The organism is Desulfosporosinus youngiae DSM 17734 (assembly GCF_000244895.1).
Lineage (GTDB): Bacteria > Bacillota > Desulfitobacteriia > Desulfitobacteriales > Desulfitobacteriaceae > Desulfosporosinus > Desulfosporosinus youngiae.
Map to the genome: position 1 here is coordinate 3292630 of NZ_CM001441.1, position 26743 is coordinate 3319372.

The 26743-nt window shown below is 41.3% G+C and carries 32 protein-coding genes and 1 pseudogene; 8 read left to right on the top strand and 25 right to left on the bottom strand.

Going from position 1 to position 26743, the window contains the following annotated elements:
- Positions 1-77: 77 nt before the first annotated feature.
- From DESYODRAFT_RS15270 to DESYODRAFT_RS15280, 3 genes are all read right to left on the bottom strand, one after another.
- On the bottom strand, positions 78-344 hold the full coding sequence (locus DESYODRAFT_RS15270; RefSeq protein WP_007784476.1) for a hypothetical protein: 267 nt from the start codon (positions 342-344) through the stop codon (positions 78-80).
- A complete protein-coding gene (locus DESYODRAFT_RS15275) occupies positions 344-721 on the bottom strand; it encodes a hypothetical protein (RefSeq protein ID WP_007784479.1) in 378 nt (125 codons plus the stop codon). The genes DESYODRAFT_RS15270 and DESYODRAFT_RS15275 overlap by 1 nt, the downstream gene beginning before the upstream one ends.
- Positions 722-855: 134 nt before the next feature.
- Positions 856-1077, bottom strand: a complete 222-nt coding sequence (locus tag DESYODRAFT_RS15280; RefSeq protein ID WP_007784481.1) for a helix-turn-helix domain-containing protein — start codon at positions 1075-1077, stop codon at positions 856-858.
- A gap of 262 nt (positions 1078-1339) precedes the next feature.
- Between DESYODRAFT_RS15280 and DESYODRAFT_RS28270 the strand changes: the two genes are divergently transcribed.
- Positions 1340-1513, top strand: a complete 174-nt coding sequence (locus tag DESYODRAFT_RS28270; protein ID WP_007784482.1) for a hypothetical protein — start codon at positions 1340-1342, stop codon at positions 1511-1513.
- A 269-nt stretch (positions 1514-1782) separates the two neighbouring features.
- Here DESYODRAFT_RS28270 and DESYODRAFT_RS29255 read toward each other — a convergent pair.
- The 3 genes and pseudogenes from DESYODRAFT_RS29255 to DESYODRAFT_RS15295 form a co-directional block, all read right to left on the bottom strand.
- Positions 1783-2492: pseudogene (locus DESYODRAFT_RS29255) on the bottom strand (transposase).
- Between the two features lie 249 nt (positions 2493-2741).
- Positions 2742-3962: an IS110 family RNA-guided transposase gene (locus tag DESYODRAFT_RS15290; RefSeq protein WP_007784484.1), complete on the bottom strand. Its 1221-nt coding sequence runs from the start codon at positions 3960-3962 to the stop codon at positions 2742-2744.
- Between the two features lie 294 nt (positions 3963-4256).
- A complete protein-coding gene (locus DESYODRAFT_RS15295) occupies positions 4257-5186 on the bottom strand; it encodes a hypothetical protein (protein WP_042338652.1) in 930 nt (309 codons plus the stop codon).
- Positions 5187-5423: 237 nt separating this feature from the next.
- Here DESYODRAFT_RS15295 and DESYODRAFT_RS15300 point away from each other — a divergent pair, with 237 nt between their 5' ends.
- Complete coding sequence (locus tag DESYODRAFT_RS15300) at positions 5424-6026, top strand: hypothetical protein (RefSeq protein WP_007784487.1); 603 nt, start codon at positions 5424-5426, stop codon at positions 6024-6026.
- Positions 6027-6296: 270 nt separating this feature from the next.
- Here DESYODRAFT_RS15300 and DESYODRAFT_RS15305 read toward each other — a convergent pair whose 3' ends face one another.
- Positions 6297-7412 carry a tyrosine-type recombinase/integrase gene (locus DESYODRAFT_RS15305; protein WP_007784488.1) on the bottom strand — a complete coding sequence of 372 codons (1116 nt, stop codon included), beginning with the start codon at positions 7410-7412 and terminating at the stop codon, positions 6297-6299.
- A gap of 4 nt (positions 7413-7416) precedes the next feature.
- A complete protein-coding gene (spo0A, locus tag DESYODRAFT_RS15310; protein ID WP_007784489.1) occupies positions 7417-8214 on the bottom strand; it encodes a sporulation transcription factor Spo0A in 798 nt (265 codons plus the stop codon).
- A 428-nt stretch (positions 8215-8642) separates the two neighbouring features.
- On the opposite strand from spo0A, the gene DESYODRAFT_RS15315 reads away from it, so the two are divergent.
- Entirely contained in the window at positions 8643-8831 is a 189-nt protein-coding gene (locus DESYODRAFT_RS15315) for a ferredoxin (protein ID WP_007784490.1), read from the top strand.
- Between the two features lie 32 nt (positions 8832-8863).
- On the opposite strand, the gene DESYODRAFT_RS15320 is transcribed toward DESYODRAFT_RS15315, so the two are convergent.
- From DESYODRAFT_RS15320 to DESYODRAFT_RS15345, 7 genes are all read right to left on the bottom strand, one after another.
- Positions 8864-9769, bottom strand: a complete 906-nt coding sequence (locus DESYODRAFT_RS15320; RefSeq protein WP_007784491.1) for a DUF1858 domain-containing protein — start codon at positions 9767-9769, stop codon at positions 8864-8866.
- A gap of 11 nt (positions 9770-9780) precedes the next feature.
- Positions 9781-9927 (bottom strand): hypothetical protein, encoded by a 147-nt coding sequence (locus tag DESYODRAFT_RS28740; protein WP_169315926.1) that lies wholly within the window; start codon positions 9925-9927, stop codon positions 9781-9783.
- Between the two features lie 313 nt (positions 9928-10240).
- Positions 10241-10729: a hypothetical protein gene (locus DESYODRAFT_RS15325; RefSeq protein ID WP_007784492.1), complete on the bottom strand. Its 489-nt coding sequence runs from the start codon at positions 10727-10729 to the stop codon at positions 10241-10243.
- Between the two features lie 206 nt (positions 10730-10935).
- Positions 10936-11286 (bottom strand): hypothetical protein, encoded by a 351-nt coding sequence (locus DESYODRAFT_RS15330; RefSeq protein ID WP_007784493.1) that lies wholly within the window; start codon positions 11284-11286, stop codon positions 10936-10938.
- 311 nt (positions 11287-11597) lie between these two features.
- Positions 11598-12134, bottom strand: a complete 537-nt coding sequence (pssA, locus tag DESYODRAFT_RS15335) for a CDP-diacylglycerol--serine O-phosphatidyltransferase (RefSeq protein WP_007784494.1) — start codon at positions 12132-12134, stop codon at positions 11598-11600.
- Positions 12131-12769 carry a phosphatidylserine decarboxylase family protein gene (locus DESYODRAFT_RS15340; protein ID WP_007784495.1) on the bottom strand — a complete coding sequence of 213 codons (639 nt, stop codon included), beginning with the start codon at positions 12767-12769 and terminating at the stop codon, positions 12131-12133. The genes pssA and DESYODRAFT_RS15340 overlap by 4 nt, the downstream gene beginning before the upstream one ends.
- Before the next feature lie 52 nt (positions 12770-12821).
- Positions 12822-15602 (bottom strand): helicase C-terminal domain-containing protein, encoded by a 2781-nt coding sequence (locus DESYODRAFT_RS15345; protein ID WP_007784496.1) that lies wholly within the window; start codon positions 15600-15602, stop codon positions 12822-12824.
- A gap of 147 nt (positions 15603-15749) precedes the next feature.
- On the opposite strand from DESYODRAFT_RS15345, the gene DESYODRAFT_RS15350 reads away from it, so the two are divergent.
- Positions 15750-16247, top strand: a complete 498-nt coding sequence (locus DESYODRAFT_RS15350; RefSeq protein ID WP_007784497.1) for a hypothetical protein — start codon at positions 15750-15752, stop codon at positions 16245-16247.
- Positions 16248-16327: 80 nt separating this feature from the next.
- The gene (locus tag DESYODRAFT_RS15355) at positions 16328-17140 is read left to right on the top strand and encodes an aminotransferase class IV (RefSeq protein WP_007784499.1); all 813 of its coding nucleotides are present in this window, start codon (positions 16328-16330) and stop codon (positions 17138-17140) included.
- Between the two features lie 64 nt (positions 17141-17204).
- Here the strand turns inward: DESYODRAFT_RS15355 and DESYODRAFT_RS15360 are convergent, their stop codons facing one another.
- The gene (locus tag DESYODRAFT_RS15360; RefSeq protein WP_042338653.1) at positions 17205-17468 is read right to left on the bottom strand and encodes an antibiotic biosynthesis monooxygenase; all 264 of its coding nucleotides are present in this window, start codon (positions 17466-17468) and stop codon (positions 17205-17207) included.
- Between the two features lie 228 nt (positions 17469-17696).
- On the opposite strand from DESYODRAFT_RS15360, the gene DESYODRAFT_RS15365 reads away from it, so the two are divergent.
- The gene (locus DESYODRAFT_RS15365) at positions 17697-18005 is read left to right on the top strand and encodes a hypothetical protein (protein WP_007784502.1); all 309 of its coding nucleotides are present in this window, start codon (positions 17697-17699) and stop codon (positions 18003-18005) included.
- A gap of 66 nt (positions 18006-18071) precedes the next feature.
- Here the strand turns inward: DESYODRAFT_RS15365 and DESYODRAFT_RS15370 are convergent, their stop codons facing one another.
- From DESYODRAFT_RS15370 to DESYODRAFT_RS15400, 7 genes are all read right to left on the bottom strand, one after another.
- On the bottom strand, positions 18072-18515 hold the full coding sequence (locus DESYODRAFT_RS15370) for a DUF2383 domain-containing protein (RefSeq protein WP_007784505.1): 444 nt from the start codon (positions 18513-18515) through the stop codon (positions 18072-18074).
- The gene (locus tag DESYODRAFT_RS15375) at positions 18512-18889 is read right to left on the bottom strand and encodes an EscU/YscU/HrcU family type III secretion system export apparatus switch protein (protein WP_007784507.1); all 378 of its coding nucleotides are present in this window, start codon (positions 18887-18889) and stop codon (positions 18512-18514) included. The genes DESYODRAFT_RS15370 and DESYODRAFT_RS15375 overlap by 4 nt, the downstream gene beginning before the upstream one ends.
- The gene (locus DESYODRAFT_RS15380; protein WP_007784509.1) at positions 18886-19995 is read right to left on the bottom strand and encodes a hypothetical protein; all 1110 of its coding nucleotides are present in this window, start codon (positions 19993-19995) and stop codon (positions 18886-18888) included. Before DESYODRAFT_RS15380 ends, DESYODRAFT_RS15375 begins: the two co-directional genes overlap by 4 nt.
- A 72-nt stretch (positions 19996-20067) precedes the next feature.
- Positions 20068-20406, bottom strand: coding sequence for a DUF2103 domain-containing protein (locus DESYODRAFT_RS15385; protein ID WP_007784511.1), 339 nt, complete (start codon positions 20404-20406; stop codon positions 20068-20070).
- Between the two features lie 15 nt (positions 20407-20421).
- Positions 20422-20904, bottom strand: a complete 483-nt coding sequence (locus DESYODRAFT_RS15390) for a metallophosphoesterase family protein (RefSeq protein ID WP_007784513.1) — start codon at positions 20902-20904, stop codon at positions 20422-20424.
- Positions 20905-20948: 44 nt separating this feature from the next.
- The gene (gene mqnE / locus DESYODRAFT_RS15395; protein WP_007784515.1) at positions 20949-22049 is read right to left on the bottom strand and encodes an aminofutalosine synthase MqnE; all 1101 of its coding nucleotides are present in this window, start codon (positions 22047-22049) and stop codon (positions 20949-20951) included.
- 119 nt (positions 22050-22168) lie between these two features.
- Positions 22169-22552, bottom strand: coding sequence for a hypothetical protein (locus DESYODRAFT_RS15400; protein WP_007784516.1), 384 nt, complete (start codon positions 22550-22552; stop codon positions 22169-22171).
- Between the two features lie 131 nt (positions 22553-22683).
- On the opposite strand from DESYODRAFT_RS15400, the gene DESYODRAFT_RS15405 reads away from it, so the two are divergent.
- Entirely contained in the window at positions 22684-23127 is a 444-nt protein-coding gene (locus DESYODRAFT_RS15405; protein ID WP_007784518.1) for a DMT family transporter, read from the top strand.
- An 11-nt stretch (positions 23128-23138) separates the two neighbouring features.
- Here DESYODRAFT_RS15405 and DESYODRAFT_RS15410 read toward each other — a convergent pair whose 3' ends face one another.
- Entirely contained in the window at positions 23139-23663 is a 525-nt protein-coding gene (locus tag DESYODRAFT_RS15410) for a hypothetical protein (protein WP_007784520.1), read from the bottom strand.
- Between the two features lie 166 nt (positions 23664-23829).
- On the opposite strand from DESYODRAFT_RS15410, the gene uvrC reads away from it, so the two are divergent.
- A complete protein-coding gene (gene uvrC, locus DESYODRAFT_RS15415) occupies positions 23830-25596 on the top strand; it encodes an excinuclease ABC subunit UvrC (RefSeq protein ID WP_007784522.1) in 1767 nt (588 codons plus the stop codon).
- 362 nt (positions 25597-25958) lie between these two features.
- On the opposite strand, the gene DESYODRAFT_RS15420 is transcribed toward uvrC, so the two are convergent.
- Positions 25959-26741, bottom strand: a complete 783-nt coding sequence (locus DESYODRAFT_RS15420) for a C40 family peptidase (RefSeq protein WP_345788191.1) — start codon at positions 26739-26741, stop codon at positions 25959-25961.
- Positions 26742-26743: the final 2 nt, after the last annotated feature.

Below are 26743 nucleotides of genomic sequence, written 5' to 3' on the forward strand. Positions count from 1 at the left end.
ACCCCACGACCTCCCCGGTAAATTCACCGGATCATTGGTTTCGGCCTTTCCAAAGGGCCATCATCAGGTGGGTTTGGTTATTTAAATATTGAATTGATTTTCTGGAGAAGCTTGCACACAACACAAGCTTTTTCTTTTTGCCGTTTCTCAGCTTCCTCCTGCTCTTGTCTCATTAACCAATTGTAATAGTATTCGTCTTTTTCATACTCAAAATTTTCTTCATAGGCTTTAATAATTTCTTCCTCAGTCCAGGTAAAAACAGGCTCAGATTCATCTATGCCTATATCCTCTAAACTTAACTCCTTAATAGGAAAATTATAAACCTTTCCCATAACCATACCCATTACGCTATTCTCTCTTTAGCCATCGATTTATATTTTTTGTAGATATCATTCACGGCCTTTCGGGTTGCAGTTAGTTTCCCTTTGGGAATGGGTATAGATTTTATTGAAAAGTTTGAACTTGGGGCTGTGTTGCCGGGAATCATTTTTTCGAGGTGGATTTCTGTCACCTCAAAAGTTAAGTCATAGCCAGCTAAATTGTTAAGCTCCTGGAGTCTTTGAAGTTCAATTTTAGCATTGTATTCAAACATATTACTGCGAATTGGTTGTTTATTGGAATAGTATTCAAAACTTGTTTCCTTGGAATTGATATCCTTATAAATAATAATTCCTCCATTGAATCTTCCTTCGCTATCAATGATCACAAAATTTTTTTCCATAATAAAAATCCCCTCTCTACTTTTGATGTCGGATTGCCCTCGCTCTCCTCAATCTTAGTATAGGGGATTTCTGAAAAAATGTCAACGATATTGTTTAATATTTTTATTGTATATTATTAATAAATTTAACGAATCTAATCAATTACTTCGTACTCAAATATATCAGTGATGTCACATTTTAGGAACACAGCAAATTTTATTGCAAGGTCGAGCATCATATTATCAGCCTTAAAAAGATAATATAACCTTTGCTGGCTCATACCCATCTGTGAAGCGATCCATTTTTTAGTGACCCCAGTATTGTTTCTAAGCTCATCAATTTTCCTTTCTAAATTGTTTGTAATTTTGATTTCCATCTATCTCCATCCTCCAAATATGTAAAATATTACCTTATGCATTAATGGTAACATTTATTACACTATGTGTCAATGATTTTGTATAAAATATTATATTACGTTTGTTAGTATTTTAACCATGATACTTTAAGGAGGGACCAAGACCTACATATTTAAGAGTAAAATAACTAAAACTGACATGGATAAAGGTTTCCTAGGGGAGGAGTGTGATATAATGCCATTAATATGACCTAAGAACTAGACCTTGGGAGGTTATACTATCTTGAATGCAAAAAAACAGATCAAACAAATTTTAAAAAGCATCTCCGACGAGGATGCAGAAAAACTATTGAAACTGATATCTGAAAACATTGAAGTAGTAGCAACCGAGTATGACAAAAAAATGTTTGAACGAGCAAGAAAAGAAATAGAGAACGGCGAATACGAATTTATTTAAGAGACTTAACGAGTCTCTTTTCTTTTTGCCCGGAAATCTTCAGTTGTCTGCTGAGTTCGTGAATGGACCAACTTTCCAAAAAACGTTTCTTTCTGCCCTGAAAATTCAAAAAGTTGGACTAAGTGCACGTTTTACGAAAATGACAATACTAAAATAAACCCTGGGTTATCATTACAAAAAAATAATTAGTGTAAGCACAATGGTTAAGACGTTAGAAACCAAGTTTACCCGGGCTATTTTTCGATCTGTGTAAATCGTTTTGAATACATTTATGCTATTTGTTCTTGAACACTTACCACTAAACCCAGTGACTCCAATTTTTTGATCGAATTTTTAATCAAACTATCTTTTTTACGTTCATCAAAATAATTGTAGCCTAGATCCACATATTCTTGTTTTCGCGTTAACAAGATATGTACAAGAGACAAGATTGTATGTCCTACAGCTATCGAAGCCTTATTTTTTCCACGTCGGGCTGCTATCCGATGATATTGTGCCGATAAGTAGTTATTTTTTTTACGAGCAGCCGCTTTTGCTGCCTCGGTAAGGGCGCTTCGAAGCTTCTTATTTCCTTTACGCGTCTTTGTGGACTTTTTTTTCCTGCGCTTTCATCATGACCTGGAGTCATCCCTGCCCACGAACATAAGTGTCCGGGTGTAGGAAATCGTGACATATCTGTACCAACTTCAGCAATAATTTGTTCAGCAGTTCTTTTTCCAACTCCGGGTATAGAATCCAATAACTTCAGTTCTTCCGCAAAAGGGGTCATACGTTTCTCAATTTCTTCGTCCAATTTACTAATTAGTTCATTGAGGTAATCGATATGAGCTAATTGCTTCTCAAGCATGAATAATTGATGGGCTCCAAGTAATCCTTCTAGCGCAAGTTTCAAATCTTCCTTTTTATCCTTTAGTTTCTTTAGAGCAAAATCCGCTAAAACAGAAGTGTCTTCCTCTCCTTTAATCATAGCTTCCAACATGTTTCGCCCAGATACACCCAACACATTTGAAGCCACAGAGGATAGTTTTATGTTCCCCCCCTCTAATACTTTCTGCCCTGAAAATTCAAAAAGTTGGACTAAGTGCACGTTTTACGAAAATGACAATACTAAAATAAACCCTGGGTTATCATTACAAAAAAATAATTAGTGTAAGCACAATGGTTAAGACGTTAGAAACCAAGTTTACCCGGGCTATTTTTCGATCTGTGTAAATCGTTTTGAATACATTTATGCTATTTGTTCTTGAACACTTACCACTAAACCCAGTGACTCCAATTTTTTGATCGAATTTTTAATCAAACTATCTTTTTTACGTTCATCAAAATAATTGTAGCCTAGATCCACATATTCTTGTTTTCGCGTTAACAAGATATGTACAAGAGACAAGATTGTATGTCCTACAGCTATCGAAGCCTTATTTTTTCCACGTCGGGCTGCTATCCGATGATATTGTGCCGATAAGTAGTTATTTTTTTTACGAGCAGCCGCTTTTGCTGCCTCGGTAAGGGCGCTTCGAAGCTTCTTATTTCCTTTACGCGTCTTTGTGGACTTTTTTTTTCCTGCGCTTTCATCATGACCTGGAGTCATCCCTGCCCACGAACATAAGTGTCCGGGTGTAGGAAATCGTGACATATCTGTACCAACTTCAGCAATAATTTGTTCAGCAGTTCTTTTTCCAACTCCGGGTATAGAATCCAATAACTTCAGTTCTTCCGCAAAAGGGGTCATACGTTTCTCAATTTCTTCGTCCAATTTACTAATTAGTTCATTGAGGTAATCGATATGAGCTAATTGCTTCTCAAGCATGAATAATTGATGGGCTCCAAGTAATCCTTCTAGCGCAAGTTTCAAATCTTCCTTTTTATCCTTTAGTTTCTTTAGAGCAAAATCCGCTAAAACAGAAGTGTCTTCCTCTCCTTTAATCATAGCTTCCAACATGTTTCGCCCAGATACACCCAACACATTTGAAGCCACAGAGGATAGTTTTATGTTCCCCCCCTCTAATACTTTCTGTAGGCGATTCACTTCTCGCGTTCTTTCTTCAACGATGCTTCGCCGATATCGAACGACCTCTTTTAATTCTCTTTGATCCCGGTTCGGAATAAAACTTCCTTGGACCAAACCATGACGCAGTAAACGTGCAATCCACTCGGCATCTTTAACATCCGTCTTTCGTCCCGGCACAGTTTTAATATGCTGGGCATTAACTACCATCGGTTGTAGATCCTCTGTCTCTAAGAGGTTATAGATCGGTTTCCAGTAATCACCTGTACTCTCCATCGCGACATGGGAGCATCGGTTGTCTTTTACCCAATCAACTAGTTCGATTAGGTTTCGAGTCATTGTTGAAAATGTATGAATCTCCTTTCCTTTGGGGGTAATGATGCAGGCTGTAATACTTTTTTTATGCACATCCAGTCCGCAACATCGTTCATGCAATACTTCCATAACAACAACTTCTCCTTAGACTGGTTTTATTTAAGGCTGGTGCAACAACCAATATGGGTTATTCTGCCCTGCGTGCTTCCCGAAGGAGCAACAATCCGTGATACACCAGGTCGATGTGGTCCGTCTGATAGACGGGCTCGCGGCACCAAGAAAGTTCGACCTACCTTCGCCAGCCTAAGGAGTATTATTGACAAAATTTTCATTCATCAGTGGTGTCGCATAGCGGCATGAAAGTCTGATATACTCCTTTCCACAATACACTCTTGATACTTGCACAATATTTTGGTGTAAGCATTAAAAAGAAGTAGTAACAGAAGAATTGGCTTTAGATTCATTGTTGCTAATTACAAAGCTGATTTCTTTTTGAGGTATCATCTTTATCAGTACATCATAAGTTTTTGAATCAAAGAACAAAAATTTTCGTTCCCCATTATAGTCGATTTCCATAATTGTTTCACGTTCATCAATAACAACATTTTCCGTCTTAATGGCTTCATTCTTTTTGCGACTTCCAATAATTGCACCTGCGGGACCGGCAATTACTTCACCTATAACTGCCCCTTTTATCGAACTTCCACCTCCACCTCCACCGCTTACCCTTGTCTCAGTTCGAATGTCTCCTTTTCTCGTAAAGCTTTTAATATTGTCCATGAATATTTTAACTCCACCTTTACATTTTGACCCTAAATTAGAATCAACCAAGTTTAAGCGATCATCTTTAATCCAAACAAAAAATCTCATTTGGCTACTAAATTCAGGATGTCCTCGCAAATAGGAAACTTCTTTGTAATCAAGAGCATTCTTAGGAAGTTCATATTTGATTTTATTTGCTTCAGATATTTCAGACATTCTACGATTAAATTCATCTGTATTTTTTTGGTATTGCATTTGAATTTTCAAATCTTCCTGATATTGGTTGCTGTTCTTATAGCTCTTGTCAAGCATTAAACCCAAATAATACCCAATTACTATAAACACCGGTGGCATGAGCATGAAGAACCAAACAGAATCAATACTACTATTAAAAAGTAATATTAAATCTAAAATTGTTCCGATAACAAAAGCAATGGCTAACCCAGCTAATCTATAATTCTTATCGAGTAAAATAGGTGCTTTAATATTGATTTTCCCCATCCGCTTATTTGATCCACACATCGGACAACGTGGTATCTTGTAATTAAAAATATTACTACAATCTTTACACTGTGTTTGAGGTGCTTCCATAGTTAATTCCCTCCCCTTAATTTCCTTAAATTCTACTATATCATTAGACCCATACAAATAATTGTCGAAATTAATGAACTTAATAAAATATTCAGAGGTGTGAGAATTCAACCTCTTTTCCCGCCCTTCCATCTTTATCTATTCATCTCAATCTGGTATTGGTTTATTAAGCCAAATTTGTTACAATATCACTTGAACTGTGGGATGCCAAAATATATAAATAATGGAGGAGAAAAAATGCAGAAGAACTTTAATAAGATAGCTCTAACCTTATCACTAACAGTCTTAATGGGGATTTCCATTGGTTGTGGTAATCAAGAATCAAAACAAACTACAGCACCACCCCAAGGCGAAACCCAGCAATCCACTCCAACCCCAGCTACTACTATGGATAAACAAGAAATTGATCGTTTCAATACATATGTCCCAAACATTAAGGGTGGTTCATTCATAAAACAAGCCGAAATCAAAGATAATTCCGCAACCATTTTGTTTGTAAAAGACTATGCTGAATTAAAAAGCGTCAAACCTGAAAACAAAATAACCGAAGATGATTATAAAAATTACTGGAGTAAAGGAGATGCAATAAACAAGACTTTGTCAATAGAAACTGTTAGGTTATTCAAAGAGTTTGAAGGCCTAAGTAAAATCAATATGGTTTTGCCTTTCCAAGGTAAAGAATATAATCTTTCAGTAGACAGAAAAGCAGTTGAGGAATTCTTTAACCTTGACTTAACAAGTCTTAAACAGACAGATAAGTGGCAAAATGACTTCTTAGCGAAATATGACAATACTGAAGAAAGAGCAAAATTTGTCCAGAAGTTTGTTCAAACTAAATAGGGAAATTGTAAAACGGCAAGAGAAGTTATATACATAGCTCCTGCCGTTTTATTTTTGTTAGCTAAGCTTTAGGACAAAGAGTTCAATCAATAATTATTGCAAAAATCGAATTATAGACCTTTTAAAGGGGGTTAAGTTGCTGATTGATATAATTTTACCCTAAGCTAGTTTAATAGGCTCAGAAGTCTTTTAAAATTGATTAAATAAGGTTTTTGAATAATAAAAGGCACCCACTCTAAAAAGAATGGGCACTTCTTGTTATTCAAACCATTAATCCAAATCCATTCCATTGAGAGGGCTAAACTTAATATGTTGCTTTTGGATACTTTGGTCATCTAATTGAAGATAAATCTTGGTCACTTCAGGACTACTATGCCCCAAAATTCTACCCAGCGTGATCAAGTCTCCCCCATTTAGAAGGTAATACTGGGCAAAGGAAGCTCTTAAACGATGCGGAAATAATTCAACTCCTAGTTTTTTCCCTATCCGATTCAAAACTTTTTCATAGTTGCATATTGAAAAAAGTGTACCGCGATTAGTAGGAAACAAAAGATCATTGTTCATGTAGCGGTCTTTGTACCTCATCCACCTTTGAAGATTGTTTTTGAGTTTAGTTGAAAAGAAGACTAATCGCTCTTTTTTGTTTTTTGTGTTCCTAAGTACGATAGTTTTGTTTTGCAAATTAATGTCATCATCTTTGATACTAAGGCATTCCGTGATCCGGCAACCAGTATCTAGAATTAATATAGTAATCATATAGTTTCTATAGCCATTAAACTTTGTTTTGTCAAAACAACTGAGAATAGAGATAATTTCTTGTTCTGTCAAGAGAGGTTTGAGCCTTTCAGTACCTTTAAGTAATTTGATCTTTTCCACTGGGTTTTTATTAAGCTCATCCTCTTCGCTGAGCCAGTTGAAAAATACCTTGATATTCCTTACATAGTTGTTAATAGTATTGACACTAATATCTTTCCCCTTATCAGTACGATTATATGGGGTATTAACTTTGTACTTGCCTCTATCTTGTAGATACTTAACATAAAGTCGAATATGGGTCTTTTTTACATCTTCAATCCTTTCGATTTGATTTTCTTCCTTGAGATATAATGCAAATAAGTTAAGCGTCTGTTCGTAGGATTTAATAGTTTTTTTTGACAAGTTTTTACTCGAACAGTAGAGCATAAACTCTTCGATACTGGCTTCAAACTGTGTCGATCTCAAAAAGAAACACCCCCATTTTTGTTGAATAGGAGTGTTTGCAGACAAGAAATATGTTGATATCATGTAAACTAGTTTATATGCTTTTTTTGTTAATTTAAGCTTATAAAAAATAGTTTGTTGATATTTTTCATCTTTTATAAAGACCCCAAAAACGCTTGGTGTCACTGATTTACGACACCTTACTCATAACTCTCAATTTATCCGCAAGAAGCGCTATAAACTCAGAGTTGGTAGGTTTTTGTCGCTCTATGTTCATCGAATATCCAAAAATCCGTTTAAGTGTATCCGTATGTCCCCGTTCCCAAGCTAACTCTATAGCGTGGCGGATACCGCGTTCGACTCTGCTGGGTGCGGTATCAAACTTTTTCGCTATGCTGGGATATAGTTCTTTAGTCACCGCTCCTAATAATGAAACATCCTCAACAACCATCAGAATGGCATCTCTGATATATTGATATCCTTTTACATGAGCTGGAATTCCGATTTGATGCATCATTGTCGTCACCTCAACATGCAGATTAAGCCCGCTGCCTGCCGTTGTCACAATTGGAGCAGCGGCAGTACTTTGAGTCGGCGGAGACGATGGCATATCCTGAGTTAAGGAGCGAATACGTTTACTGAGAATATCTAAATCAAAGGGCTTGAGAATAAAGTAATCCACACCGAGCATCATCGCTTGATGGGTGAGAGACTCCTGTCCAAAAGCTGTAAGCATGATTATTTTAGGACGTGAAATAGTTGTCCGTGAGTTAATTCTTTCTAAAACACCTAAACCATCTAAATTAGGCATTACTAAATCAAGAATAATCAAATCCGGTTCCTGGGTTTGAATAAGTTCCCATGCTTCTAAACCATTATTTGCAACTCCAGCAACAATCAAATCTTCTTGGCCTTGGAGATAGTTCTGTAGCATTTGACATAAATTCCGATTATCATCCGCGACAATTATTTTGATTTTCTTGCTCATTCTTCCAACATCCCGCCTTAATTGTATTCCGGTCTCTATTATGGCCTGGACCATGTTCATCTTTCCGGTGCCTTTATTATACGCCAGGGGGGATGTCGAAATCGCAAATAAAAAGGCAACACTAAAAAGCGGTTGAAATATCGCTAAAGTCTTACCACAAAAGGAATTTAATGGATATTTATGGAATTAAATCGATCGCAAAATCATCTATTATTTTCCAATTAGCCTTAGTTCATCCCTATCATTAGCGAATTCTTATGAACACAATCGATATTTAGCAGATTGATCGATAGCTGCTGAATCATATTAGGTTTATTTAGGAAATCAGACATCAATTATTAGAAAATCACTGATATGTTAGGATTTTAGCGAATAGACCATCTTTAACTCGGGGAGAATAATCTCAACCGAGTAAAGGAGGATAAATTATGATAGCTGAAGTTGACAAAGATGCTTGCATTGGTTGTGGAGCTTGCCCGGAATTTTGCCCTGAGGTTTTCAAGATGGAAGATGACGGATTAGCCACCGCCTATACCAACCCTGTTCCCAGTGAGGTTGAGGCAGCTGCCAAAGATGCTGCTGATGGCTGTCCAGTAGACGCTATCCATGTTAATTAGAAATAAATCGAGCCAGTCAAAGAAGCGGATGTTCAGGCATCCGCTTCTTGGCTGGCTCCAGATTTGACTTGATCTGCGAATTCACGCAGCCCCTCTAAACCAATTCGGTCGATTAGCCGTCCCAAACGTTCTTGAGGCTTAGCATTTTCTTTATAATAAGATATTACAGCATCCATCACAGGTATTATTTGCTCCTTCTGTAGATTTTCCAGAAGGATATTCCCTTGTCTTGGTTTTACCCCGCCATTTCCGCCTACGTAGAGATGATAGCCTTTACTGGTACCCATCAGGCCCAAATCCACCGAAGCAGAATCTGCACATTTATTAGGACAACCCGCCACTCCGATCTTAAATTTAGAGGGTAATTGCATACCATGATAGCGTTTGTCAATTTCCATACCCAGGGACAATGTTTCCTGGAGTCCTCTCTTACAGAAGGTATCACCCGGGCAAACTTTTACACTTCGTACACATAACCCCACCGCATGTCCCGGGTCCATACCCAGTTCTTCCCATATCTTAGGAACATCCTCCGGCTTCAGGCCAACAATAGCTATTCTCTGGGCAGAAGTAACCTTGATTGCCTGCGCATGGTATTTTTCAGAGACATCTGCAATCTTCCGCAAGATTTCAGGGGTCACAACACCTGCCGGTATATGAGGGGCAATTGAATAGGTTTTCTTATCCATTTGCAAAATGCCCCCGGGAGGCTGAGCTTTTGCAGCGGCCTCTGCCGACATTTCACCCTGTTCAACAGAATTCACCTTTTCCAGCAACAGATTGGGATCAAGATGATGCATCTGGGCGGCATTGGCAAGGGTTTCATTGACAGAAAACGCACAGCCTAAACAGTGCAGGCCTAATTCCTGCATCGCTTCCACGGTCTTTGGATTGGCGGACATGATGTCTTTTAGTTTCATATCTAGCGTAAATCTCATCGATCCATCTCCTAACCATGAATGAGCATTGGCAAACAACGCGTACATATATGTTTCTCTTCACCTTGGTGAACATAACTCAATACTGGGGTCAATTCGCTTGTAGTTCCGCAATTTGAACACTCTAACTCAGGAGCCTCTTTTTTTACATCTGACATTGTAATTACCTCCTTCTTACTATGTTTATAAGTTTAGCATGGTAAGCAGTGATTAAGTGTGACCCAAGACACATCTGCGTGTGTCTTTAAGCACTCCGCGAGAAAGCTGACGCACTCAGTTTAAACCATAACGAGCCAAACTATACAGAACCGGACATGAAAAAACACGGTTTACCAAGTGTGGTACGACCGTGTTTCAGAAGCTCAATTGGCGAAAAACAGAGACAAGAATAACCCAATAGCTAAGTAGACTAAACCCACATATAAGCGCAACGGTGCTTCACTCTTTTGAGAGCTTGATTGCCTATCAGTGTCAGGTCTGTATTGACCTTCCATCGTGATCCCCTCCAATATACGAGAGGTCGTTGATCCGCTTTATACCTTGAATTTTCCAGCCATTTTCCGTTTGGGCCAGACTCATAGCAAACATTGTCTGGAGTTCTTTTTCGACAGATGACGTCCATACAACGCGCACTATGACTTCCTGTGAACCTTCCGCATCAGGATTCATAAACTCCACTTTTTGTAAGGACAACAATGGATCCTTGTTCATTAGGGACTCCCAAGCTTTGAACTCATTTTCGTCCGCTGACCCCTCTGGTAAAATCAGCAGGTCACGCGCCAAGCTGGTTTGACGCAAATCCATGTATTTCCAGAACTGTTGAACTGTTGCTCTTGGCGAACTCCCGTATTGAGGATCTGCCAGAGTCGATATCACCGCTTCAGGTGTTTTAAAAACAATGATTGTCATAAGACAGAAGAGTGATATCCCCAGGAACCATACATAACGACTTTGACGCATAATTTCCCTCCTTGCTTGTCTCTACTATATATTCTAGGAGGGAAACCTTAGTTTCAGACCACTTTATCCAAAAACTTTTCTCAAAACATTAAGCACAAATTCAGGTAACCGAACATAATAAATTCTCATAGTCTCACGTCCTCCTTTTGCCTTGTTAATATTCATCGCTCAGTGGTAATGTATGCAGACAAAGCCGGGAATGACCCTTACACGGATTGGTAATTCTTTACTGCATCTTCAAGCTGAGCAACCAACAACCTCTCCTCTTCCGTATTGGCGGTAAAATAGAGCCGGCCGATAATACCGGTAATCAATTTAAGCACATCTTCTAACACTAATTTCTCTTTCATAGCCAATTGAGCACTTGTTTCGATCAAGGCAATTCCAAATTGATGCCCTACTCCCTCCTTAATCATACGGGTACAACTTTTTCCCAGCAGCCTCATAACTAAAGAAGCTTCCTGAACATCTAATTGACGAACAGCATCAATTGTTGTCGTTAACCCCTGAACCATACGTAACCCAACGCTATTCCAACTAATTTGTTGATTATCCATTAATATGTTCCCCCCTAAACATTCATTACCCGTGCCATACTATATGCTTAACGCCAAGCAAGGGTGAATAAAGAAAACCCGGCCGGCACCAAGGAAAACACTGTCTTAGCACGTATTAACTTAGGGGAGAAGCCGCATAGCATAAGCATGCCGCGAACATCCGGAAGAAACCTTCGAGGATAAGCTAACATACCGCTCAAATGAAAAGAGCAGAGAAGGTAAAATTATCTTCTCTGCTCTCATATAATTCACGGGACGTATTTAGTTTACTCTGCTTCATAAGCGCCAAGCACTGTGTCACACAAGTCCTGCTATTTTCCCAGCTTCGCAACCTTAAATGTAGACACCATTAAAAATGCCAAAACCACCATACTGACAAGATAGACATACCAGGGCAGCATCGTACGAAAGAACATTAATAGAGCCATAAAACCACCTGCAAAGGTAATAGGTACACCAACAAAATAAGTCGTAATATTCATCATATTAAACCGTGCTAAACGGACGGCACCACAAAGTGCAAAAATCGCGGCAATACCTAACCCAGTAAACTTTACATAGTCTGGCTGAGAGTACAAGATGGCTTGATAGGTTAGGATAGCAGGCGCTACCCCAAAAGACACCAAATCACTTAAAGAATCAAGTTCTTTGCCAAAATCCGAACTTACAGATAGTCTGCGTGCAACTTTCCCGTCCAAACTGTCCATAAGTACTGAAAGCAGGATCATGGCAGAAGCTAACGTATAATGCTGTTCAATAACCCATATCAAAGCCAGAAAACCAAAAAGCAAATTAGCCAGTGTAAAAATACTAGGGATCATGCGTGTAGTAATTGGATTTCCCCTCACTCGACACCCACCTTCCCAACAACGCTTAGTCCTCCGCGTACCTTATCTCCGGGACTCACCATTATTTCTACATTCGTTGGCACAAAAATCTCCGTACATGAACCAAACTTAATTAAGCCAAATCGTTCACCTTTAGTCAGAGTGTCTTCTTTATCCACCCAACACACAATCCGCCGCGCAATAAAGCCAGTCACTTGTGTCACTAAAATTTTCAAATGCTTATTTTCGATTCCTACATAATTCTTTTCATTCAGCTCTGAGGCATGACTTTTAAAGGCAGGAATCATCTTACCCGGCCTGTAATAGCGGAAAACAACCTTTCCAGCCATAGGACTGCGATTAACATGAACGTTAAAGACACTCAAAAAGATTCGAACGCGAATGCTTTCTCCCTTAAAAAAATGATCTTCGAAGACCCTTTCAACATCCATAACCACCCCATCTGCCGGGGAAACTAAGGTTAATTCGTCCATAGGAACTTGTCTCTCAGGGTTTCGGAAAAAAAACAAAACGAATAAGAACAAAACACCTGGTAAAATAACAAGCCACGGCCAAATCCAATAAGCTAGAGCCGACAGACTTGCTAATATCACCAGATACAACCAACCATCACGGGAAATGGGATACTGTTTCACCTAAAAATAAACCTCCTCCTTTGTTTTCTCTAGTTTATCATTTTTAAGACGATTATAAAAGCTCTTCATCTAAATCCCTATTATATTCCTCGATCTTTCGAAATACGAAAGTATTCTCCCCCCGAATATGGGTTTTTATGGGGAGGGAGCCTAAAAAGAACCGTCCATAGTATTTTTCAATGACCCGGTCATCAAGTAAGATGACAACCCCCCGATCCCCTTTGGAACGAATCAGACGTCCAAATCCTTGTTTAAAGCGGATCACAGCTTCAGGCAATAAAAGTTCACGAAACGGATCCCGGCCTTGAGATTTCAGATACTCGGATCTGGCTTCAATTAAAGGCAGAGTTGGCGGCCAAAAAGGAAGTTTAACCAAAATAACACAAGATAAGGCATCACCTGGAATATCAATTCCCTCCCAGAAGCTGTTTGCTCCCAAGAGAACACTTTTCGGATTTCTCTTAAAGGCTTCGATCAGTGTGCTGCGCTCGCCTTGTATCCCCTGAGCCAGTGTTTCGACTCCTATTCTGGACAGTATAGGAGCCAAAGCCGTATAAGTCTGCCGAAGCAAGCTATGGGCCGTAAAAAGAACCAGGGTTCTGCCATTCATACGCTCTGCAACTTCAGCGATAAACTCTGAGAGTTCCAACGCCTTCTCCTGATCGGAATTCAGATAGTTAATGCCCTTCCTGACGACGATGAATTGCATCTGCCGCTCATAGTCAAAGGGGGAATCTACCTGGGCGGTTATAGTATCCTTTGGTAAACCAATATCGTTAAGAAAGTGTTCAAATGAATTGGAGATGCTCAGGGTCGCCGAAGTAAGAACCACAGCGTCAAGACGGGAGAATATCTTTGCTTTGAGAATATCACTGACTTCAATAGGGGATGTTTTAAGATATAACCGGGTTGATTGTTCAAGCCAGGTTACTTGTTTGGGGTTATTTACATTGATCGCCTGGGTCAGAGTATCGACAAGTTCCTGCAGCTCCCTTTGGTGGCTCGTTAAGATATACTTTAATTCTTCAATCTCATCGGCGTCTTCTTCGCTTAGGATACCTGTCAAACCCTCAAGAGTCCTAAGTAATGTTTTGATCCTTCCAACCAGGTTCTCGATCTGGACATTAAGCCCGTTCCACCAAGGGCTTAAGGCATGCTGAGCAACAAAGCGAAAGGTTCGCTCCTCTCCTAAAATCATTGACAATAAGTCAAATAGTTCCTTCGTTTGCGCCATGACACCGGCACAAATTCCAGGTATACCTTCAAGCCGCTTAATCACTATCTCCCAAGGTACTGACGGTACAATATGGGCAAGTGCATCCAAACGTTGTTTAACTGTCCCATAGAAACTTAGTCCGGCCGGTCGATAAATACTGTCAATAATCCTGCCGACATCCTCGACACTTAGTTCCGAACCAAGATGCTGCAGTGCCGTTTGATAGATCTGATGCGCTTCATCAATCACCAACCGGCGATACTCAGGCAAGACATTATAGTCTGTTTTAAGATCAGAGAAGAGAAGGGAATGATTCACGATCAGAACATCCGACTCCTCTGCTTTTTTCCGTGCTCTAAGCAAGAAACAAACTCCGGCTTTGGCACACCTGCCGGGAAGACAGGTTTCATTGTCGGCGCATACGCTTGGCCAAATCTCCATCAGTCCGGGAACCTTGGAAAGTTCTTGAACATCTCCGGTTAAGGTTTCTCTTAACCAGACAAGGACACTCAATATGGCAAGTTTTTGCTCTGCACTTAAATGTTCACGAATACCTAAGCATCCCTGCCATTTTTTCAGACAACAATAATTGTTCTTCCCTTTCAATACAGAAGCCCGGAACGGAAACGGCAATACCCCTTCCAAAACAGGAATATCCTTTTTTTGAAGTTGTTCCTGCAGGGGAATTGTATGAGTTGCAACGACGACTTTTTGGCCTGTCTTTTTAGCGGACCACAGACTGGGAATCAAATAGGCAAATGACTTTCCTGTTCCTGTTCCGGCCTCAACTACCACATGATGTGAAGAAGAAAATCCTTCAGCAATTAATTTTGCCATCATTACCTGACCCGGTCTGCTTTCATAGCTTGCTAAATTCCGCTCAAGATTTCCCCCCGGTGAAAAGTTCCCTACAACCCAGTCAATCGACTCGGGAATCATTGGCGGCGGATTTTTTTCCAACACAAACAAGCCCTCCGGAGGAGGAGCAAGTACCAAATCTGTACGGATTGGACGATCCGGAAACGAGCGGATCATTTCTTTTTGCAGCTCTTGAAAAAATCCTTTCCCCGCCCATCCCTCCAGAAAACTGTTGGCGTGATCAAAGAAACTCAGATCGAATTCCAACCCTTTTTTCCAGCAAGCTTCGAATAATTTCCAGATTAACCAAACTCCGTTTTCAGAGAGATTTAAGGTTTCTTCTCTTGATGGCAGGGAAAGCTTTTCAGCCAAATATAACAACTGATAATGATGCATGGATGGATACAAAATCCTGGCTAAGTCTAAGGTATCCCAAAGGGGCTGCTGAAAGCGAACCTTCAACACTTGTTCCAGCCTAGAGAGGTACTCAGATACATCGTGACCCACTAAAATTGCATCGTCAAAAAAATCAAGAATTATTTGACCATGCTGAGATAGCGATATACTTTCCAAGACTTCATCCGTTATATCGGCACCGTTCAGATGATGACTAATGATTCCTTGATGCCCAATAACCATATGGACTGATTTTTGAATCTGCTGGCAGCAAACCCGGAGGGCAGCCAATTTAAAAACCGTATCCTGATCAGACTCCAAATCTGTTATCTCTATATCCAAAACCACGATATCTTTACCCACAAATATTGACCCCTCTCTTGATATATTGTACACTATTTTTAGGAAAGGGACCAATGGAAGCAGGATTTTGCGGAATCTACAGCGAATTACTTTCCTCGTCCAATTTAATATTTCGACTAGCTTTGATTAAGGAAGAAGGATACCCCATTGTTAAGACGCAAGATATCAATTTTCGGACTCAGTCTCGCGATTTTATTCACCAGTCTCTTCCTTAGCGGATGTTCCCCAAAACCTTTTTTGACCAAGGATTCCACGTATGTTATTTTATCGGTTTCTCCTTCGGGGATGACTCAATCAGAACTTGTTGACTTACCATGGAATACGAACACGGCGGTCCTACAGAAATTTCTCTTGGAAGCTTCCTTTGTCCTAAGTGATTTACAAACACCCAGTTCCACAGAGGTATCCAAAGAAGCCCCTCTCCAAGCCACAAGAATCCAGGCTAACTTTCATCAACCCAAGCGCATGAAATTCGTTGTCGATAAGCACGTACTAAACTTGGATGTACAATCTATTCAAATTGAAGTTGAGGGTGCACATGTGGGGCAGGTTATCATCAATCAGACCTTGGTATTACAGGGCATAGATAACCCTAACCTGCAGCCTGCTTTCAAAGAATTAACCGATGTTTTGAATAAGAAGTAGGACAAAAGAAAAGTTGCATCGATGCAACTTTTCTTTTTGTAAGTCTAAGCCCTCTTTCGGGTTTTGAAAGGACGATTAAATTGAATTCCAGCACAACCTTATTAGCAAATGACCGTCTGGCTTTATTTGGCTTTGGGCTTTTTGAAACTCTGCTCATTACAGATTATGGTCCATTGTTTGCCGATCTCCATTGGCAGCGCCTGCATAGAGGCGCTCAAATTCTCGGCCTCGTACCGCCGGATCAGCAAGAATGGCTGCAACATATCCAGGCATTCATGGAACAAACTCCCGGGACCACCCCTTATGCCCTTCGCATCACACTAAGCGGCGGAGCGCCTCTTGCCGGTCTTCCTTCTCAGCTTCTGTTTCAGCGGCGTTCAGTACCCTACACACCCGCTCAATATACTGCAGGAATACAACTTCACCTTTTAACCAGCCCTCGCAATGAACACTCCCCTTTGTGCACCTTGAAATCAACCAATTATTTAGAAAACATTTTAGCAAAGGAAGAAGCGGCTTTACATGGATGTGAAGAAGGCCTGTGGCTTAATACTCAAGGATATCTTGCTGAAGGTACGATGAGTAATCTATTCTTTCTGAAAAACGGCGCCCTCTTTACTCCTTCACTTTCAAGCGGATGTCTGCCCGGAACACGACGTCAGCTTATTCTTGAATTAGCTCGCGCACTTCAGATACCAACCCATGAAGGCTTATACACCTTTAGCGACTTGTTATCCTCCGACGAAATCTTTATGACCAACGCCCTCATGGGAATTATGCCCGTCCGGAAGATTCAAAACCTTACATTGACGGTTTCCCCGCCCGGCTCGCTGAATTCAGCAATGAGATGCCTGGAATTGGGCTATGCAAAACTAAGCAGGGGCAATTCATAAATTTGAATTGCCCCTGCTTAGTTTTACAGCCTGATTTAACAGCCTTTATCCCGCCTAAATTAGATTAATATTTTTCTTCAAGTACTTCAAACATTTGCGGCGTTGATGATTTAAACGCTTTATTTTCACCAACAGTGTCCGCCCAATTTTCGTAAGCCGAGCGATTTTCCCACTTTGAAAAGAGCATTATATCTCTTGTATTCTCTTGCTTATTAACGGAAGCAAATTTGAAGCCCTTGATATCTTCAACGGATTGTATCCCGGTTCGAACTTCACCTAAGATTCGATCAGCATCCGGTCCGTTGAACGTATGAATTACTGTCAGCATATTATACCCTCCATTATCTAATTTCGTCGTCAGCATCTATAGTTTATCCTCAACTTCATGAACCATACGCCAATATTCTGTGAACCTTCGATCAGCCTCTGACATAAATTAAGATATAATGAGTGATGTGACGTAAGCACAAAAATGCCCATCGTTTTATTCGTCAATTCGTGCTATACTAAGGTGGATACGTCAGGAATCTCTGGAATTTACAGAGGGGGATTATTGATGAGACTTAGTTACATACGAACCGATTTTCCTAACGGCCGTTCAAACATATTGATGCGTGATTCTGAATCCACCAATCCTGAACTAATTCATTTTTTGCTGGTTTTAAGCAATAAAGGAACCTTATGGGTTGATGTATTTTGGCCCTATGATGAGGAATCTGAAGGGTATACACGTAGAATCACTGAACAACAATTTTGGCAGACTTTCCGCGAATGGAGACTGCAGGGTCTCATTCTGGGGGACAATGGCAAAGTGGCTAATATGCTGGCCAGGAAGCATTTATCGAGGAAGCGTGAAAAGGCTTAATGAATTGCAAAGGGATAAGTAAAAGCGGCGAAAGCCGCTTTTATTTTCGCTTATATACTAGCTTCTTTATATATTATTGTAGAGACCTTCCCGTAAGTTCTGTAACTGCTTGAGATGATCATGCTCATTTGCCAGGATCGGTTCCAGAACCTCCTTTTGAGCACTATCCAGGTATTGTTCCGAATACTGAACAGCTCTGGCCAATCCCTTGTCTTCTCCGTCATATAGGTGTTCAAGTATCTCCAGCGGCGCGGTCTCCCCGGCATTCATCAGCTTGGTTTTCCATTCTGCCATGGTACCGGCCAAACCTGCGCCTTCTTCAGCCTGTCCTCCATTGGTTTGAATGTAATACGATATACGGGTTGCATGCTCTTTGTGATCCGAGAGAATAGCGGTAAGATGGTTGCGAAGCGGACTGTCCGTCAGTTCGTCAATGTAGGTTTGATATTGTTTAATTGCCATATGCTCACCCTTTAGGATCTTATTCAGTGCTTCAAAAGGTGTCATCATAGAGAGCCCTCCCGCCGTTTTTTACTATCTTTAATAGTTTGCGGAGCATTCTCTGAATTATGTATGGCCGATGAGGATCCTGAGTGAGATTTGGCATTATTCAGCCTATAAATAAATGCTAATAACTCTGCGACGGCACGATAAAGCTGAGGCGGTATTTCCTTAGTCAGCTCTACCTGCATCAGTGCTTCAACAAGCACTTCATTTTTTTGAATAGGAATTCCTTCCGCCTGAGCGGTTTCAATCATTTTTCGAGCAACTTCTCCTGCTCCTTTAGCCACAACCCGCGGCGCTCCCGTCTGATCATAGATAAGTGCCGCCGCTTTATCCTTTTTAAGTGGCTTCCTGGCATCATTCTCTTTTTTGTCAATCATCTCGAAATATCAACTCCACTTCGGCGGGATCCCAGTAAGAACTTTTGGAATTCCAGATTTTGTTCAAGTTCTCCCACTTCAACATTTCCTAACGTAAAGCCCATCTGAGCAAACCGTTTCCTTGTTTCGGGAATCACCATGTCCAGAAGCTGAGGCAAATCTGACAAGTCATGACTGAGAACACGGCAGGAAAGAGAGTCCTCCGTAAAAAATGCGTCAATCCCAAGTTCTCCAAGCTCCTCAGTTTCTACTAAGACAGCAATACGGCAATGTTCTTCGTCCATTTTCAGTCCCTTACGGGCACTTTCAATGGCAATCTGCACAGGGACAAATCGTTCCTGATCAAACAGCAGGAAATGCAGCAACATATAAGCATTGTCCATGGCTCCTGTTTTAAACCACAATTGCTGACCTGTGATTTTCTGGAGTAATCCCGCTAACGGACTATCAGAATCAGAAAAGCCCTGGTCTTCTTGACGTTGTATCGCTTCAAGAAGCCTGCCTTTAAAGGTATCTTTCAGACTATTCTTTTCTATTTCCTTGGCAGGATGATCTAATTTCAGCATCTGTTGCAGGCGCTGTTCATAATTAAGACCAAGTTTTTTCAAACTTGCCAAAAGCTTATCAACACCATTTTCTTCAGCTAAGCTATTCCATTGCGGAATTGCTTTTCGCAAGTTCTTCAATAATTCATCCGTCAGCAAAGACCCCGGCATACTCCCCAAGAGCGAACTCAATACCCCCATCTTTGCAGCGGGAAAGGATTTAAGCAAAGCAATAATCTCGGGATTGTTAGGTAATCCCCTTTCAGTTAGAGCTTGAAATTGCTGTGGAGCGGAAACTTCTCCTGGTTTTCCAGGCAGGGGTTCACGTACCAACAGTAAGCCGCCCTCGTTCAAACTAGCAACTCTAGCCCAAAATTTCTCTCCTGCCTTAGTCGAGGTTTCTATCAGAGCCAGCATAGTCTGTCCTCTTGTGCGGATGGTTCCTTCACCTTCACTGGTTTTATGGATTATTTCAATTAAAAGCCGCTCCCCAAGTTTAAACTTATTCAGCTGCAGATTTTGGTTAACCGAACCCGGGGCGGATATGCCGCCTACTTCCATCCTTGTCCACCTCCTTATCTGCTCAGGTGCATATGCCGAAAGACAGCTTGAGACAATGAGTCTTAAGCTGTCTTAGATTTTCTTATTTCGTTTACCCCTTACCTGCGGATTTTGACTCCTGTGTTCTTCCAGTGATTTTTTAAACTCTTTATCAACCCATTCCCTGACTCGTTCAGGGTATTTAGTGATGACAAAGGCTTCTTGAATGGAACCATTGCTTTTAAGCAACAGCTTACAACCTGTTTGAGTTTCATATTTGTAAACAACCCCTCTTTCGGATGACCGGTTAACATCAATAACACCAGGAATAATGTCAGTTACTTCCGCCAGATGGCTTAAACTTTCAAGCCACTGCAAGGCATTTTCAATAATACCGTGTTCACGTTTCACCTTATTCCTGCGATGTTTCATGATTTCCTCCGGACTTTAGAAATAGAGATGTTTTGCCTGAACCTGCCCTTTTCCGATTTCCATCAGTCCAAAGGAAAAGTGCGGCTCACGTCGTTTATCCGTTGGCGAGCCAGGGTTAAACAGGAGGATACCGTTTCTCCATTCCATGTAAGGGGAATGGCTGTGTCCAAAAACTATGATGTCAACCTTTGAATCCAGAAAGGCTGAATAGGCCCGTTCCGGAGTGTTTTTTCCCTTTCCCGCGTAACCATGAATTAATCCTACATTCAACATCTCACATTCTATAATATCACGATCAGGCAGCGAAACATTCCAACCGTCACAATTTCCCCTGACAGCACGAACAGGCGCCAAACAAGCAAGCTCCTCCAATAAACCCATATGGGTTAAATCGCCGGCATGCAAAATCAGATCAACTTGAGTTAAGTGTTCCCAGACGAAGCTCGGGAGAGATTTACCCTCGCGTAAATGAGTGTCGGACAATACTGCAATCTGCATCCTATTCACCTCTAGGTTTTTACTCTCGGCTTACGGGCTATTTACTAAGGACGTAGGGTCTTTATAACCTGATAATAGGTATCCCTTTCAACAGCCTCCAGACCTAATTCATGAATCATGCGAATCAACTGTTGTTCGGTTTGCATTTGGGGACTTGTGGCACCGGCAGTATGATAAATTTTTTCTTCCCGTACTACACCGTCAAGATCATTGGCTCCAAAGGATAGAGCCATTTGGGCTACTTGAGGGCTGGAAGAAATCCAATAGGCTTTAATATAACGGAAATTGTCCAGTATGAGACGAGCTACTGCAATTACTTTTAAGGTGCGAATGGCACTGGCCTGAGGCAAGTCTTCAAATTTCGTATTTTTAGGATGGAAGGCTGTTGGAATGAGCGCCATAAACCCCTTTGTTTCATCTTGCAAAGCCCGTAAAGCTAAAAGATGATCAATCAGTTCCTCATCAGTCTCAATAATACCATAAAGTATATTGGCATTGGTAGGAATACCCATCTGATGAGCCAGGCGATGAATCTCCAGCCAACGCTCACCCGAAAGTTTTCCGGGGCAAATAATCTCTCTTACTCTCGGACTGAAATTTTCCGCTCCTCCGCCCGTTATAAAGCTAAGGCCGGCAGCTTTCAATGTTTTTAGAATTTCAAGCACCTGGACATTCTCAATCTGGGCAAAATAATCATATTCCGCTGCCGTAAAGGCTTTCAAGCTGACTTGAGGAGCACGTTCTTTGATTTTTGTAATCATGTCTAAGTAATAAGAAAATGGCAGGTCCGGATGTATTCCGCCAACAATATGTATTTCCGTAACCCCTTGATCCGCATATTGTCCGGCTTTATCGACAACCTCTTCAATGGACATCGTATAGGAGCCTTTTTCTCCGGGATCTTTGGCAAAGGCGCAGAGTCCGCAGCGCACCTTACATACATTACTGTAGTTAATATGAGCATTATTATTATAAAAAACCTGATCACCGGTCATGGCGCGTTTCATTTCATTGGCCAAATAACCGAGACCAAGTATATTCGTCGTTTGTAAAAGGTCTAAACCATCCTTCCGGTTCAGGCGCTGATGATGACTAATTTTTGTATATACCTCTTCTAACCCTTTTATTACTGGATCAAATCCCACAACGGACCCTTCTTTCCTGAAATTGTTACTTATTCTTATTATAACATAATTCCTGAAATTCGAGAAAAGATATAGCTAAGGACTGCAAAGCAAAATGCCTCACAGCCCATGATTATAATTTAGTGAAAATACTTCATTCCCTTACTTCCCTTATGCTGCCGTTTAATTGCTTTGCGAACCTCATTTGCTACTCGCCATGTTTCAGGTTGATGGGGGGTTATTAATTCCAAGCGTCCCGTCCGTTTGTCGATCAATATATCAACCGTCGGCTTCCGATCCTGGGATTTTTCCTCACCGGGATGTAAAATGTCAATTCCGATTTTATTTTCATCATATTGCGGAGGTACAAGATAGTTTAATACTTCTTCCGTTGCATCCATTAATTCCCCCACTTGTTCTTGAGGATATCCTTCCCTTAAGAGAATCTCTCTCACCTGTGTCAAAGGATGGTCTAGGGTGAGTAGCATCTGGGCCCGCTGCACTAAATTATAATCAATGTCCACGACGCCACCTCGTTTCATTTATTTTTACGATACCTACATTTTCCCCTCAACCTTTGTAATGAATACTGATACTTCTTAACGGAATTGGCTTTATTCACCATCATGTCAAAAACTTATACAGGAGGTTTATTATGTCAAAATTACTTTCTCTGCCTTTTTTGATAGCCGCGATCTCAGGGGTTGCTATGGCGGTTCAGGGTACCATTAACTCATCATTAAGCCAAAAAACATCCTTAATTTCAGCTACACTGGTCGTCCATATTATCGGTACGATTGTCGCTTTTTTGGTGGTACTGGCTTGGCGGGCCCCCCTCTTAAAGCATGATTGGGGTTCAGTGCCCTGGTATCTTTATCTCGGCGGTATACTAAGTGTCGTCATCGTCGGGCTGGTTGCCGTGAGCATTCCCAAAGTAGGAGTTTGTAATGCCACCACGGCAATCATCATCGGGCAAGTCAGTATGGCCGTCCTTATTGATCATTTTGGCTGCTTCGGTGTAACCAAGGTACCTTGGAGTCCGTGGCAGATTCTGGGCATCGGCTTTTTCGCCGCCGGAGCGAAACTGCTTTTCCGCTAATTATTGAACATTTATGGAGTGCTGCGATTCATAATCAAGGCCATATTCGTAATAATGGCATAGATTTCTTCGCTAACAACATATTTGCTGATTTTTCCATTAGCCGACAAAATAATCGTGATTTTCCCTCCGGCATTTTGATCACTTTCGATCAAACGAAGCAAATAAGCATAAGCCTCACTGGTTACAGACATTTGCTTAAAGTCTCCGTCAGCGACAAAGATTACCCAATAACCTACGGAGACTTCGTTATTCGTATTATTGTATAGAGCATTGGTTACACTAGAAAAGTCTTGCCCGAAGAAGTTTTGAGTATCTGTTGGATCCGGGGTTGTATTTAAAGAGTTATTTAATGTATATTGATCATTAAAACCACTGGTTTGAGTAACAGGGTCCGCCAGGTGGGAGTAAATATCTTTAAAAAAGTTCGGGAAAAGTACATAGCCCACAACTCCAATTATTAAAATCCAAAGGGCCAGGGCTTGCAAATCCTGCCATATTTCATTGCGTGGTGGTCGTCCCCAGGTATTTGGCATACCTTTCCCCTCCCATACTTATACTAGGTTAATTGACAACCGCAATGTTCTCCTAACATGTATACGTCAATTAGAGTCAGGATATGTATAATCATCTTCACGCTCTAAATCTCCCCTACTTGCATCTCACAATTCCACCCTCTAAAATAGAAGTGAGGTGGGGAATATGGATCTGCTTCGACAAAAATTGACCTTGTTGCCAGATAAGCCAGGCGTCTATCTAATGAAAGATAGTCAGGGACAAATTATTTATGTCGGCAAAGCTAAACTATTAAAGAACCGGGTAAAATCTTATTTCACCGGTTCACATGATGGCAAAACTGCACGCTTAGTTCGTCAAATCACAGATTTTGAATATATAATGACTGACTCAGAAGTTGAAGCCCTCGTCTTGGAATGCAATCTGATTAAAAAGCACAATCCGAAATACAATATTCTTCTGCGTGATGACAAAACCTATCCCTACTTGACGATTACCGAGGAAAGCCACCCCCGGGTCCTTGTCACACGCCAAATAAAAAAAGACAGCGGCAAATACTATGGACCTTACCCTAATGCAACTGCCGCAAAAGAGGCTGCCCGTTTACTAAATCGCTTGTTTCCCTTTCGAAAATGCCGCCAGATGCCTTCGCAGCCGTGTCTTTATTATCATTTGGAACAATGCCTTGCCCCTTGTGCAAAAAAGGTCTCTCCTGATGTTTACAAAGTTATGCGTAAAGAAGTATCCGCCTTTCTCAAAGGAGATCAAAGCGGAATACTGGCTCTCTTACAAGAAAAGATGCAAAAAGCTTCAGAAGCCCTTCAATTCGAACGAGCCAAGGAATATCGTGACCTGATCGACGATTTGAAGCAGCTTGGCGAAAAACAAAACATCACCCTTAATGACTTCATTGATCGTGACGTCTTAGGCTATGCCATAACCACCGATCAAATGTGCATTCAAGTCTTTTATTTACGTCAGGGCAAATTACTGGCCAGAGACAGCTTTATTTTCCCCTATTACGAAGACCCCGAGGAAGCCTTCATCTCCTTTGTCGCTCAGTTTTATCTGGAACGCGCGGTTTGGCCTAAAGAGATTTTACTCCCGTCCATCGAATCCATCGTCTTATCTAAGCTATTTCCCATCAGCGTTCCACAGAAAGGGAAAAAACGGGAATTGATTCAGATGGCCATGACCAATGCCCGGACTACCCTTCACGATCAAATTACCATTGAAGTAAATCAGCAAACTGAAACAGGGCAAGCCTTAGCTACACTTGGTGAACTTTTAAACATCCCTGCTCCCAGCCGAATCGAAGCCTTTGATATTTCAAATACTGCAGGAACACATACCGTTGCCGGGATGGTTCAATTCGTTGAAGGCAAACCTCAGCGCCGGGGATACCGGAAATTTAAAATCCAACCTATGGAGACATTGGACGATACTGCCGCTATGAAGCAGGTCATTCAGCGCAGGTATACCAGGTTAGTGTCTGAAAATGACCCGCTGCCGAATTTAATCTTAGTCGATGGAGGGAAAGGGCAGATCACGGCAGCTTTAAAGGCCTTGAAAGAATTAAATTTAGCGATCCCTGTTGCCGGGATGGTTAAAAACGACCGTCATCAAACCCATGGACTGTTAGATCAGTCAGGAACTCAGGTCCCCTTGACTAAAAGTCATCCCACGTTTTTTCTGCTCAATCGAATCCAGGATGAAGTCCATCGCTTTGCTATCACCTTTCACCGTCAGCAACGCGCTAAAAATATGACCCTCTCTGCCCTGGATGGCATTCCTGGTATCGGTCCCAAACGCAAGCAGTGCCTGCTGCGGCATTTCTCATCTCTTGATGACATACGGCAAGCTAATATCGAAGAACTTCAAGCAGCCGGTATTCCACAAAATTCAGCCGCGGCAATCTATGAATATTTTCGTACAAAGGGGGATGCATCTTGATCCTGAATTACCGAGTTGAGTTGTGCCGGAAATGTTATTTTAAACGAACCCATAATTGCCATTTGACAGATTATTATATTCATAATTCTTCGTTTTCCCTTGCTAAACCGGGCGGTGAATGTGTCAGATTCAAACCCGTCCCTTGGTTGCCGCAGTTTTAAACTGATGTTCAACGATCAAAAAGCGTCCTCCTTTCACTATAAAAGTGGAGTGGGGACGCTTGAAACGTGTCAGGGGGACGGGGTTATTGACACCATAACGGTGTCAATAACCCCGTCCCCCTGACACGTTCCTTTTTAAAGTTTGTTTCATTTGTTAAGACATTTTATGAACTGCAGCAGGGGAATTTTAAATTCCCCCTGCTAGTTAACCCGCCGGGCACCAAGATAACGGCTCTCATAATAACCGTCGCTAAGGCTTGTAGTACGAACCCCGCTATTAGAGGCATGCACAAATTTTCCGCCGCCGATATAAATCCCAACATGAGACGCTCCCTTAGCATAGGTTGAAAAGAATACCAAATCACCTGTTTGTAGTTCGTCTTTAGTTACAGATGACCCTACCTTAAACTGCGCTTGGGATGTCCTGGGTAAGGAAATACCCGAGCCCTCAAAAACATATTGAGTATACCCCGAACAATCAAAGCCGTTCCTGGTGTTTCCTCCAAAAACGTAGGGAACGCCTGCTAGGCTTAAAGCATTATCCGCCAAAGTAGAGCTACTTGACCGGGATACTTGTTGTTTAGGTGCTTCAGCAACTTGAACAGGTTCTGTATCCCTAACAGCGGGCTGTGCTTGTTTCAAAATTTGTACTTCCTGTGAAGCCTGAGTTGAGGTTTCTGCCACTGCGACCGGCTCATTCGCTGGTACTGGTATGGGGGTTTGAGCGGGTTCAGGTGCGGGAGCACTTTCCACACTCTCATCGGTTTTAACCGGGCTGGCAATCCATTTCATTTGCTTGCGAACGGTCTCCGTATAAGTTTCTGTCGGAACAGTGGCAGAAGCTGCGAGCAACGGCTTCGCCGGGGTCCGGCTTGCTGCCGTATCAGATTCAGCAGAAGCTAATGCCGGAAGGCTGCTTGCCAGAAGTAAGCCAGCTAAAGAAATGCTTCCCAGCCACTTTCGCGTAGATGAGGAAACCAACAAAC